This is a genomic window from Arthrospira sp. PCC 9901 (genome assembly GCF_059013425.1).
Genome location: NZ_CP102296.1, coordinates 2,234,575 through 2,247,861, shown reverse-complemented (window position 1 = coordinate 2,247,861; position 13,287 = coordinate 2,234,575). Strand labels below are relative to the sequence as shown.

The 13,287-nt window shown below is 45.2% G+C and carries 5 protein-coding genes; 4 read left to right on the top strand and 1 reads right to left on the bottom strand.

What is annotated here, in order from left to right; all coding sequences use genetic code 11:
• Window positions 1-280: 280 nt before the first annotated feature.
• The 4 genes from NLZ44_RS09800 to NLZ44_RS09785 all read left to right on the top strand — a co-directional run bounded on the left by NLZ44_RS09800 (window position 281) and on the right by NLZ44_RS09785 (window position 9,042).
• A complete protein-coding gene (locus NLZ44_RS09800) occupies window positions 281-646 on the top strand; it encodes a response regulator transcription factor (RefSeq protein ID WP_493752639.1) in 366 nt (121 codons plus the stop codon).
• A 10-nt stretch (window positions 647-656) separates the two neighbouring features.
• Window positions 657-1,190 carry a chemotaxis protein CheW gene (locus NLZ44_RS09795; RefSeq protein WP_493752638.1) on the top strand — a complete coding sequence of 178 codons (534 nt, stop codon included), beginning with the start codon at window positions 657-659 and terminating at the stop codon, window positions 1,188-1,190.
• Window positions 1,191-1,409: 219 nt separating this feature from the next.
• Entirely contained in the window at window positions 1,410-4,796 is a 3,387-nt protein-coding gene (locus tag NLZ44_RS09790; protein ID WP_493752637.1) for a methyl-accepting chemotaxis protein, read from the top strand.
• A 115-nt stretch (window positions 4,797-4,911) separates the two neighbouring features.
• A complete protein-coding gene (locus tag NLZ44_RS09785; protein ID WP_493752636.1) occupies window positions 4,912-9,042 on the top strand; it encodes a hybrid sensor histidine kinase/response regulator in 4,131 nt (1,376 codons plus the stop codon).
• Between the two features lie 14 nt (window positions 9,043-9,056).
• Here NLZ44_RS09785 and NLZ44_RS09780 read toward each other — a convergent pair whose 3' ends face one another.
• Window positions 9,057-13,202 carry a diguanylate cyclase gene (locus tag NLZ44_RS09780; RefSeq protein ID WP_493752635.1) on the bottom strand — a complete coding sequence of 1,382 codons (4,146 nt, stop codon included), beginning with the start codon at window positions 13,200-13,202 and terminating at the stop codon, window positions 9,057-9,059.
• Window positions 13,203-13,287 lie beyond the last annotated feature (85 nt).

The following is a 13,287-nucleotide window of genomic DNA, read 5'->3' as shown; positions in this document are numbered from 1 at the left end:
AAAGGAGATGTAAGATGCAGGTCCAGGATTAGACCTACGTTAAGGGGGTGATGACACCCACAGGTGAACGCCAGCCTGTTGCTCTGTCGTCTATCTTTAAGAAACGAGATGAGTGGATTGGCAATATCGAGTGAGCTAGACGTAAAAAGCCCCTTTAACATGACCGAGGCAAACATTACCCCATCTGGGAGATAGCTTAAATGCCAAATTACCCAAATTACGTTTTTGTGTCCGCACCCTGCCTCAGTTAAGTTAGAACCCAGCAACTCAGCAAGACAGTATGAATACAATTATGGTTGTAGAAGACAGCGTGACACAACGGGAGATGATCTCAAATCTCCTGAGAGAAAGTGGCTTAAAAGTCGCGGTAGCAAGCGACGGTGTAGAGGCACTAGAACAAGTTCAACACATCTCTCCCGATCTAGTGGTGTTGGATATTGTAATGCCTCGCATGAATGGCTACGAACTGTGTCGCCGTCTCAAGTCTGATCCGAAAACTCAAAAAATTGCCATTGTGATGTGTTCTTCCAAGGGAGAGGAATTCGATCGATATTGGGGCATGAAACAGGGGGCAGATGCTTATATCGCCAAACCATTTCAGCCGACTGAACTGGTAGGGACGGTTAAACAGCTATTAAGGGGGTAGGTGAGGGGTAATGGTTGGAAGTCCCGATTTTCTCACGGGTCAAGGTGCAGACGGCTCCGAGTTTCAGGAGCTAGAAACCCCAGAGGGTGAGTTGCATCTGCGTTTTTTTGTGGCATCGGGTGCCGAATTTGCCTTGCCCGCTATGGGTATCAAAGAAGTCCTATCTCAATCTATCGATCGCATTACTCCCATTCCCAATGTATCATCCCTACTGTTGGGGACTCTCAACTTGAGGGGACGAGTGGTTTGGGTGGCTGATCTAGGACAGTTTTTGGGAGATACAATGCAATTAAACACCGATCGCACGGAAATTCCCGTAATTGCCGTAGAAGACCAAGATACTATGTTGGGTCTAGCAGTAGAGTCGATCAACAATCTGACGGCTATGGACTGGCTACCCATAGAAAAAATGAGAACGCCAGTTCAGGTTCCCGATAGCATGGCTCCCTATATAAAAGGGGAGTGGGTTCTGGGGGAACCAGATAAACCTTTGCGCCTGTTAGACCAAATTGCCATTTTGCGATCGGCTCGGTGGGCAGTATAAATAAGCTGTATACAAGGTGATTGAACCAATACAGCTATCTGCATCACTATAATATAACTAATTTTGGCTCAGGATGATTACAATTGAGGGGGTTGTGGTCATCATCAGTCCAACATTTGCCCAAGCAGTAATCAAGATACTAACTAAGCTAATACAGTTGTTTTAAGTTTTAAATGTAATTTTTGCGGTAACTTTATAGAGTCGTAAGGGGAATGGCCAATGACAGCAAGTGCAGAATATCTGCAGGAGTACCAAAAAACTGAGGCAGCCTACACAGATGGAAAATTGGACGAGGCGGCTACTTTAGTCTATAAATTAGTGGAAGACTACCCGGAAGACCCATTCGCTCGCCTGCTGTGTGGTCACATTTACTACGGTTTACAACAATACGATGTGGCACGGGAACAATATGAGGTGGTCCTGAGCCTGACGGAAGACCCGGCACTGGTGGAACAGGCGGAAAACTACATGACAGAAGCTAGTCAATTCTGCGAGGACTCGGAGACTGGTTCGTCTTTGGGAGATATTAGCTTAGATGATGACTTGGATGATGAGTTTGATGACGCTCAAGAAACTATGCTAGAAGATTTTACCTCGGTAGGTGAGAATTCTAACGGTTCCCTCGATTTTGATTTGGAACAAGAACTAGATCTAAATGCGATCGATGAACAATTAGATGAGTTGGAAGAATTAACGGCAGCATCCCAACAACTAGGGAAATCTCCCCAAAAACCCTCGGCAACTATAGAAACCCTGGATGATGATGATCTGGATTTGTATGATGACGAAGATATTGGCCTGGAAGAAATAGAGATATCGTCAGCCTTGGATGATGATTTAGATGAACTAAGTAACCTCGAATTTGAGGAAGGAACAGAGGAAAACTTAGAGGCGATCGACGATGATCTGGGTGATTTGGATATATCTGCAGATGAACTAGAGCCGGAAAATTTGAATGGTAAAGCCAGTGTAGGGGGTGAAGAACTAAATGACTCCCTAGAAGATGAATTTTCCTTAGAAGAAGATAACTTTAATCCCCTAGAATTAGAAGCTAATCCCCTGGTAGATGATTCCAACTTCGACCTAGATGATGAGGTGGACTCAGACCTAACCAACCCGTTAAATAACCCCTTTGCTCAGGGGCAAGAAACTGACGAGGAAGAAGAAGACCCTGACTTGAATTTTGACTTAGAAACATCAGATCCCTTTGTGATGGACGAAGAGGATGAACCGGTGTTGACGGAAGGATTAGATCCAGAAGACCCGATGAGTGGCTCCCTCGAACAACTATCAGAAGACTTGTTTGAGGAAGATTTAATCGATGATCCCCATAAAGACTCCCCCGCGACAAATACCCCTGGGGTGACTCAAGAACATCAAGACAGTTTGGATGATTTGGATGACGATTTCAGCCTGACAGATCTACCTTTAACTGATGGGCCGATAACTAATGAACCGATAGTTGATAATGTTGCCGAAGAAATTAAACCGCCGGATTTGGGCGATGTGCCGGATGAACTGGATATCGGAGAACTGGAACTAGAGGAGGATGATATTTTTTCTCCCCTAGAAGATATGGCTGATGCTATGCATCAAACTGTGCCAGAAACTAACGGTAATGGTAACGGTAAAGGATTTGTGAAACCTGATCAGATCAGCCTGAATAAGACCCCAAATAATAATTTAGATGAGGAAGAAGAAAATTTATCTGATTTCAATCTGGATGAGTTTGACCAGGTTGATGATTCAGTATCTGAGGAGTTGGAACTGGATGATATCCCGGATACGTTTGACCTCGATAGCCTGGAAGAGTCAACTGTAAGCAATGGGACGGCTAATGGTGCGATCGCCCACAACAATACAAATCAAACCTCTGGTTCTCAAGTTAGCCACGAATTTTTAGACGATTTTGAAGAGTTTGATGATGTAGAGGGTTTTGCGATTCCAGATGCGGCGGCATCGGCTTTTATCCCGGATAGCGCTGACTTTGATGATGATGGCCTCGATAGTAATTTCCTGGGAAGGTCTAGCAGTATCTCAGATAACGATAGTTCGGCAATCTACGAGGATGATGTGTTTAATACTCCCACAGAAAGGGAGACGATCACGACATTTTCTAACCCATCAGAAGACTCGGTTGATACTAATATTTCGGTAGAACAGGGCTCATTTGCCTTCCTGGAAAATAAGCCGCTCAGAGCTAAGTCTTTTTATATAGCATTGGGGAGTGGGTTAGTAACTTTGATTACTGTGGCTGTGGCTACTAATATTGCTACTAAGGTGGCTGCTAGTAGTTATCAGGCGGAAGTGGTTAACTATCTACGCCGCTCAGGTTGGTTTATGACTATTGTGGCTGGGGCTAGTAGTTTTGGGACGGCTTTTGCTATGGGTCGTATTACCAGCCAACAACTAGAAAAGGCGACTGGTGACCTGCAAAACCAGTTTGATGCGATCGCACGAGGAAACCTTAATGCCCGTGTGAATGTCTACGCCGAAGATGAACTGGGGCAAATGTGCGCTAAATTTAACTACATGGCTCAGTTCATTGAAAGCACCACCAGGGAAGCTCAACGGAAGGCGGAAGAACAGGAGGAGGCTAAGGAAAACCTCCAGCGCCAAGTGATTAGACTCCTAGATGATGTGGAAGGGGCGGCGCGAGGAGATTTAACTGTTAGTGCTGAGGTGACTGCAGACGTGCTGGGGGCGGTAGCAGACTCGTTTAACCTGACAATTCAGAACCTGCGGGAAATTGTGGTTCAGGTGAAACAAGCGGCTCGTCAGGTGAGCAAAGGAGCGACCGATAGTGCGAGTTTTGCCAAAGATGTGGCTGGGGATGCTTTGCGACAAGCGGAGGAATTGGCCGCGACTCTTAATTCTGTGCAACAACTGACTGATGCTATTCAACGGGTAGCAGATAGCGCGAAGGAAGCTGAGGAAGTAGCCAGGACGGCGGCGGCTGTAGCAACTAAGGGCGGTGAAGCGGTACAAATGACTGTGGCTGGTATCTTGAAAATTAGGGAAACAGTGGCAGAAACGACGCGAGATGTTAAGCGTTTGGCTGAATCTTCTCAGGAAATCTCGAAAATTGTCGCAATCATTTCTAATATTGCTTCGCGGACTAACTTACTGGCTTTGAATGCTAGTATTGAGGCGGCTAGGGCGGGAGAAGCTGGCCGTGGTTTTGCTATTGTGGCTGATGAGGTGCGACAACTGGCGGATAAGTCGGCTAAGTCCCTCAAGGAAATTGAACAAATTGTAATGCAGATCCAAAGCCAAACCAGTTCTGTAATGATGGCAATGGAGGAAGGAAACCAGCAAGTAATTGAGGGTACCCGTCTGGCGGAACAAGCGAAGCGATCGCTCGATGATATCATCCAAGTAACCAATCGTATTGATGTTTTGGTGCGATCGATTACGGCTGATACGGTTGAGCAAAACGAAACAGCTAGGGCTGTGGCTCAGGTAATGCAAACGGTAGAACTTAGCGCCCAAGACACATCCCAAGAAGCCCAAAGGGTCGCCAGCGCCCTCAGTAACCTGGTGGGAGTAGCACGAGATCTGCTAACTTCGGTGGAAAGGTTCCGGGTAGATCCTTCGGAACGTTAATAGCAAAAGTTCCGAGTCAAAGATTAATTATCCCTCGTAAAATGTGGTTTTCTGAGTAAGTGTCTGAGTTTAAAAAAAACGAATATTGTCCATTTATTTATACTATTAAAAAGCCATGGAACCAGAACAACAACAACGGATAATGGGTTACTTTATTGAGGAGGCGAGAGACCACCTCAATACCATAGAACAGGGCTTGCTGAATCTGCAAAGTACCATTGAAGACCGAGAACTATTATATGAGGTGTATCGGGCGGCTCACTCGGTGAAAGGGGGAGCAGCTATGCTGGGTCTTCATAGTATCCAAAAAAGTTCCCATCGCCTAGAAGATAACTTTAAAGCGTTGGAAAAAATAACGGAACAATCTCATATTGAGGTTGATCAACAACTAGAATCGCTATTTTTACAAGTATTTGATACCCTGCAAGCATTAATAGATAATCTGTCGGGTCCCTATGGACTGACAGAGGAAACTTCCCAAAGCCTGTTAACGGAAGTTGAGCCGGTTTTTGAAGCACTAAATTATCATCTGAAAAACCTATCGGCTCAACATGGTGTGGTCGCGGAAAGACCGCCTAAACCTACTCAGACTCCGACTCCGCCTCAACCCACTCCGACTCCGGTGAAGGTTGAGCCGAAAGTGACAGTTCAGGCGATCGATAGTGCGGAAGAACTTTTCTTTGGTGGTGATGTAACTTCACGGTTGCGGGAAATGCTGGATGTGTTTAAAAAGTCGGATAATACCGCCAATAGAAACCGCTTAACTGAAATTTGTCGGGAATTGGCTAGGGGTGGAGAAACTTTTGATAAAATGCACTGGGTGCAATTTTTATACACTGTAGAAAAGGCGATCGCTTATGGGGAAAATAGCTATAAAACTCTGGCTCCGTTGGTGATTACTGGCATTAAACAGGCTCAGGATTTAGTGCTAAGTAATAGAGAAAGTGAAATAGTTGTAGATTCGGAGTTGTCAAAATTACTGCCTGCTGTAGATAATGGGAATGGGAATGGTAAGGGGAATGGTAAGGGAACTTTAACGGCTGATGATGAATTTTGGTCGGAATTAGATTTAACTACTAACTCGGAAGTAGAAGAAACTGATGAGATTGATTTGGAACCGGAGAAGACATCAGAATCAATACTAGATGATTTCCCATTGGTTGATTCTGTGGAGATGGAAAAAGAACACAGCGGCCACCCCCCAGGGCCGCAAATGCAACCGGAAGAGTTGAAAAGTTTGGCAGATCTGTTTGAGGTGGTTGATCGTCATGGGGGCGGTATTGAAGATGCTTGGGAAGAGGAAAGGCTGCTCGAAGAAGCTGATAAACTTCCCGACTTGAACAGTGATACAGAAGATTTTGACAGCTTTTTTAGCAATGAACCGCCGTCTAATGAAAGCAACTTTAAGCCGGTTTCTGATGATGATGATGATTTGACTAGCCTACTGTTAGAAGAACTAGAATCCGGCAGCCGACCAACCCCAGAAAATTCTTCAGCCGATTCCAAACCTGTCAAGAAAAGTAGTAATGATGACCCGGATAATTTTATCCAACAGTTGTTGGAACTTGATGATGAGGAACTGGAAACAACTGTCGCGCCTGAAAGTTCAACAGGGATTGGTCAATCATTAGATACCCCGGATCCCTGGGAGAGTGATAATCAAGATGGGGAGACTGATGGGGATCTTGATTGGTTTGAGGTGTTAGCCCGTGAGGATAACAACAATGGCAAATTAACCTCTAGTGTAGACACTATTGCTGAGGACAAACAGGTTCAAACGCCGCCTGAGTCGAAGTGGGATGATAGAACTGTAGATTTGTTTGATTTTGATGATTTGTTTGGTAGTAGCGACACGGAGGAAACCGTAGAGTGCGTTAGCTTGGGTAGCAAAAAAACCCCTGGGAAAACCGACGAACTGGGTAACGCACCGAAAACTGAAAGCACACCATTACCAGCCCCGTCGCAGACAACTGACAACATAACCACGACTCCAGATTTGGGGTTAGATAGTGATTGGGAAGATGATTTTAGTCTCCTGGATGATTTGCTAGGGTCTACGGATGATCAGAATACGACTGATGATGATAATGCTGATGATGGGGTGCTATCTGATCTCGATCGCCTTTTGGGTGAAACAGCACCGCCAGGGGCGCAATCGAGTACCTTGGAAGAACAGAGGGCTCGATCCTGTGAGGATGATGAGTTCAAGGAGTTGGCTGAACTGCTGGACGGAGGATCTAGCCGCCCAGTAGATCGTACACCTCAAAAACCTCAAACTAAATTTGATCCGATCGCTAAAGTTCCGGTGAAAGAATTGGATAATCTCAGTAACCTGATTGGGGAACTGGTGGTTAACCGCAATAGCCTGGAACAAGACCAAGAAAGGATGCGACAGTTTTTAGATAACCTACTGGATCAGGTGTCGCTGCTAAGTGATGTGGGTCAGCGGATGCAGGATTTCTATGAGCGATCGCTGCTGGAAATTTCCCTATTGTCTAATCGGCAAAAATCATCTTCTTTCCACGGAAGTTATCATGGCGATGGTGATGAACACCCGACTAGATCAGATCCTAACACTTTTGACTCCACAGAACTCGATCGCTTTACCCCCTTCCACACACTGTCTCAAGAAATTATTGAGTTGGTGGTGCGGGTGCGAGAGTCGGCGGCTGATATTGAATTCTTGGTGGAAGAAGCAGATCAGGTGGGTCGCCAACTGCGCCAAGTAACTAATCAGTTACAGGAAGGCTTGAATAAGGCGAGAATGGAACAGTTCGCTCAACAAGCCGATGGCCTGAAACGTCCGGTGCGGGATCTGTCGATTAAGTGTGGTAAACAGGCGGAATTGGTGGTGGAAGGTCGAGATACCCTCATAGATAAAATGCTTTTGGGTAAATTGCGCGACCCTCTCACTCACTTGGTAAATAATGCGATCGCTCACGGTATCGAATCCCCAGAAGTTCGCAAGGCGGCGGGTAAGTCTCCCACGGGTCAGATTACCATTAAGGTTTTCCACCAAGGCAACCAAACGGTGTTATCGGTTTCTGATGATGGGGCGGGAATTAATGTGAATCGGGTTAAGGAAAAAGCTATACAGAAGGGTTTATTGACCCTGGAATCGGCTTCAAATCTGCCAGACCATGATGCCTACGATTTGCTTTTCCTGCCGGGTTTTACTACCCAGGATCAGGCGGGTGATATTGCAGGTAGAGGGGTTGGTATGGATGTGGTGCGGACGAATTTGGCAGAAATTCGAGGCAATATTACTACCGATTCGGTATTGGGAGAGGGAACTACTTTTACCATCCGCCTCCCACTCAATATGAGTATCTCCCGGGCGCTTTGTTGTATTAGCGATCGCGCTCGGATTGCTTTCCCTATGGATGGGGTGGAGGATATGATCGATGTGCCTCGTGAGCAAATTCAAACAGGACCAGACGGTAAACAGACCCTAGAATGGCGGGGTTCGGTGCTGCCTTTCCGCCACCTGCGGGAATTACTTACCTATAAACGCCATTTGGGTCGCGGCGGTGTTTATGGTGCGAATATCGAAGAGGATATGATTTCTGTGATTGTACTACGGGCGGCGGGGAATTATCTGGCTGTTCAAGTTGATCAGGTTTTGGTAGAACAGGAAATCGTCATTAAACAGCTTGAAGGTCCGGTACCTAAACCTATTGGTATCGCCGGGGCGACTGTTTTGGGGGATGGTCAAATTGTGGCGATCGCCGATGTTTTAGAATTAATTGACCTGGCTACTGATCGGGTACGCCGAGATGCTAATACTAGCAGGTGGGATGATAACCTCCCCAGTGAACCCATAGATGCTCCCGCCTCCAAAACTGAGCCGACTGTGCTGATTGTTGATGATTCGATTACAGTGCGATCGTTGTTGTCTATGACCTTTGAAAAATCCGGCTATCGGGTTGAAGAAGCCCGCGACGGTAAGGAAGCCTGGGAAAAACTTAAATCCGGCTTACCCTGTGATATCGTCTTCTGCGATATTGAAATGCCTCGTATGGACGGCTTGGAACTTCTCTCGCGAATGCAGAAAGACCCACAACTCGAAGGTCTACCTATTGCTATGCTAACTTCTAGGGGGGCTGACAGACACCGCCAGATGGCTTATCAATTAGGCGCGAGAGGCTATTTTACTAAGCCTTACCTAGAAGAACAATTACTGGAAGCGGCGGGGCGAATGTTACGCGGTGAAATTGTCGGGAAACCAGCAGGGGCTAAAGTCTAATCTAGGGGCGGATGTCAAGGAATAATCACAACCCGGTTGCGTCCCTCAGTTTTGGCGCGGTACAGAGCCACATCGGCAGCCTGGATTAGGTCTAGACCTATACTACCATGCTTGGGAAAGGCTGCCACACCGAAGGAGGCGGTGATACTGCCTAAATGTTGACCACCACTGGCTACTGCAAGGGAGGCGATCGCCTCTCTAATTTCTTCAGCCCTCATGGCAGTATTTTCTAGGGAAGACTCCGGCAAAATTAGAGTCATTTCTTCACCCCCATACCGACAAGCAATATCAGATTCTCGCACCTTCTGTTTCAGCAGTTCTCCCACTTTTTGTAATACATAATCCCCCGCATCATGACCGAATGTATCATTAAAATGCTTAAAATGGTCTACATCCATCATGATGACCCCAATGGAGTGCTTTTTCCGTTGGGCGCGGGCTATTTCCTGACTCAAATATTCCTCTAAATAGCGACGATTAAAAAGTCCCGTGAGAGGGTCACGGATGCTCTGATGTTCCAGAGTTTCCCGGAGGTTTAAATTGGCGATCGCCATCCCTATCTGTTCAGCTACCGTATTCGCAAGCTGCTGTTTGGCATTAGATAAAGCGATCGCCGAATCTGTACTTAGATAAAACAAACCCAAAGTCTCTCCCTGAGCCATCATCGGAACACACAATGTGCAAGATAGGGTAGAACTTACCTGAATATGTCGGCAAGAAATACCCCCTTTTTCATGATTACATAAATGTACTCTTCCCCGGCGCAAAGCCCAACAATCTTTCGGCACAAAATTAGATGCTGATGTGGATTCTTCTTGTCCCCAAGAAGAAATCATTTCCAGCGAGTCCCGGGAAGCCGCCATCAAAAAAATTCCGCCACCACATTCCGGGAAAAGGGGTTCTAGCAAATAGCTAATCGCTTCACAGGCTTCTTGTACAGTCAAAGCCGCCTGCATAAAGTCGCTCATTTCACTCAAAAGCAACATTTCTGCATGGCGTTGATCTAGTTCATTGATCCGATTATTCAATTGTTCGTTTGCTAGACTTAGGGCTTTTTCCGATTGTTTAATTCCGGTGATATCACGGAAAGTCACCGCGAAACCATCCCCTAATTTGACCGAAATATTTTCAAACCAAAAGTCAATGCCATCCTGGTTATAATAAAACTGTTTTTTCACAGATTTTCCCGATTCTACCACTTCCACATAGTGTCCAAATAAGCCATTTTCTTGATACCCTGGCAATTCCTCCAGTAACCTTTTCCCAATTAATTTATCTGCTGATTTACCGACTATTTTAGCAGCGCTAGGATTGACCAATAACCATTCAAAATCAATAATCTTACCCTGTTCATCACGAACCGAACGAAACGCCATAATCCCATCTAAGGAACTATTCAGAATCCCACTAAGCTGCATTTCCGAAGTTTTTAAGGCTTGTTGAATACTCACCAGTTGATTAATATCAGTTAATAAGCCAATAGCCCCCACAAAGTTACCCTGGTCATCTAACATAGGCGTAGTGGAAACGATCGCCCACAAAGCCGTCCCATCTCGGCGTTGAAATTGACAGGTATGCTGTTCCTGAATACCTTGCTTTCTCCTTTCCAGGTAGTTTACCGCTTCAAGTTGGTCTTCAGAGTTCAAGAAGTCCATTAACCCCATACCTAGCATCTCCGATGGAGTATAACCCAGCATATCTGCCATTCGCTGATTCACAAAGGTAGTTTTAGCGTCCCCATCAATTATCCACACCCCCTCTAGGGTAGTTTCAATAATGCTGCGATAACGCGCCTCGCTTTCTGCAAGTGCAATTTCGGAGTTTTTGCGATCGGTAATATCAATATGACAGCCTACCATCCTCTTCGGATTACCATCGTCGTCCCACTCAATCACCTTTCCAGAACACACCACCCAAACCGTGGAACCATTCTTGTGGCGATATCGAAGTTCGTTGTAGTAGGGGATTTTACCACGACTTTTTATATGTTTTTCAAAAATATCGAATACTCCCGGTAAATCTTCGGGAAAAATCAGTTTTTGCCAACTTTCGGGGACGTTAGGGAGTTCGTGATCCTCATAGCCAAACATACGCTTAAAGCCGGGACTCATGTATTCTTTATTACCAGGAATATCCCAATCCCAATATCCCGCTAGGATGATATCTAAAATATTATCTAATAGTTTCACTTCCCGGCTAATAGATTCAGCCTGTTGTCGCATAGCTTCGGCGCGGATATGTTCCTGTTCTAATTCTTTTTGTAGGGTGATGTCTTGGATAGTTCCATCAGATATAATGGGCTGATTATTATCATCATAAATAGTCTGGCAATATTCTTGTGCATACTTAATCCTACCATCATTTAGTAAAATCCGGTAACTCACACTGTAAGACTGGCGATCGCATAGATGTTGGTTATACATATCATTGACTAAATCGCGATCTTCAGGATGTACAAGGCTGATAAATTGCTCGTGGGTATAGCTAAAGTTTTCCGGTTCAATTTCAAAGAAAGCAAACACCTCCTCAGACCATGATAATGTCTGGGTTTTATGATTGAGATGCCAAGTACCAAGTCCGGCAATTTTTTGAGCTTTCCGCAGTTGATTTTCCGTAGCTGTTAATTCTGCTGCTACCCGGTTTTTTTGCTGTAATTCTACCTGTAATTGTTGATGGATGGTAGCTTGTTTAAGGGCGATCGCCAATTGTACAGCTAACGCTTGTAGTAGTTCCACTTCTTCTGTTTTCCATTGGCGTGGATGTTCACTTTCAGTAACATTAAGCAGACCCCAAAGTTGATCACCACACAGCAGAGGTAGTAAAATTTTAGCGCGGGTATGAAGGCGGATCAGCATCTCTCTATGGCAGTCCGTCATTTCTGTGCTATAAATATCCGAAACTACCCTAGTCTTTCCCAGGCGATAAATCTCCGCTTGGTTTTGCAGAAAACAGGTATCTGCGATGCGTTCTCCCATCAAAGAAAAAGGCGAATTAGTAGACTCTGCGACAACTACCGTTTCCCAATTATCGCCAAACTGCCAAATATTAACGCGATCGCATTTTAGCACCTGTCGCACTTGGTCAACAGTCGTATCCAAAATCGTCTGTAAATCTAGGGATGAGCGAATTTTTGTGGCTAATTCTGATATTAATTTTTCCCCTTCAGCCCGCTTCACTAATTCATTAGTCCGCTGTTTAACTTGTTTTTCTAATTCAGCAGCGCGATTTTCTAGCAGTTGGAATTTTTCCGATTCTAGCCGCGATACCTTTTCCTCTAGCAGCTCCGCTAATTTGTAGAGTTCCAACGGATTAAAACATTGCAGCAAACTGGTTTGGGTGACAATTCCTAATAGTTCACCCCCTCCTCCTGCTACTATCACCCGACCGATTCGGCGCTGTTCCATTAGTTGCTGAACTTGCCATAAATTCGCCTTTGGTGTAATCGTAAATAACGGGGAACTCATCATATTTTCAGCCCGGATATTTTCCCAGTTTAAATCCAAGTATTGAAATTGTAATAAATCTCTCTCCGTCAAAATTCCTACGGGAATTTGCATAGCATAATCACCATGACCCTGAGTTTCCACAACTACCACACAACTAACCCGTCTTTCCGACATCAACCGGGCTATTTCTAACATGGTCTGATCACAGTTAGCAGATACAACATTGCGGGTCATCACTTCCGATACTAACCGCAACCGTAATAAGTCAATGGGGTGCATCAATTTTCGCAGACTCTCATGGGTCACCAGTCCCACTAAGCGATCGCTATCATCAACTATAGGTAAATGTCGAATGCGGTGCTTTTGTAGTAAGTTAATTGTAGTCAGTGAGTCAGTAAGTTCTGATTCCCGTACAGTAATTACAGAGGGAGTCATTACTTCCTGAATTAGCAACTCTTCCAGATTTTGCTGTTGGGCGGCTAGACCCACAATATCGCGCTGTGTCAGGATGCCAACCACCATTAGGTCTTGCAACACTATTACACAAGTTAAGTGGCTGTATAGGTCTGGTTCTGACTCGGATATTGATATATTATCAGTCATCTGGCACTGAAGGCGGACACCACTCATACAGGCGATCGCTTCCATGACAGTTAAATCACCTGATACTACCAAAGGATCTCGAATTATGGCTGATTTGACTTCTGGTTGCATAGCTGATATCCATAAAATTTCACTGGGGGTGGCTTCCCAGGTAATCTAGCAACAAACCTGAGTTAAACTGATGCTATCATATAAT

Coding starts and splice junctions, on each gene's coding strand:
- NLZ44_RS09800 (WP_493752639.1), top strand. CDS start 281: ATGAATACAATTATGGTTGTAGAAGACAGCGTGACACAACGGGAGATG.
- NLZ44_RS09795 (WP_493752638.1), top strand. CDS start 657: ATGGTTGGAAGTCCCGATTTTCTCACGGGTCAAGGTGCAGACGGCTCC.
- NLZ44_RS09790 (WP_493752637.1), top strand. CDS start 1,410: ATGACAGCAAGTGCAGAATATCTGCAGGAGTACCAAAAAACTGAGGCA.
- NLZ44_RS09785 (WP_493752636.1), top strand. CDS start 4,912: ATGGAACCAGAACAACAACAACGGATAATGGGTTACTTTATTGAGGAG.
- NLZ44_RS09780 (WP_493752635.1), bottom strand. CDS start 13,202: ATGCAACCAGAAGTCAAATCAGCCATAATTCGAGATCCTTTGGTAGTA.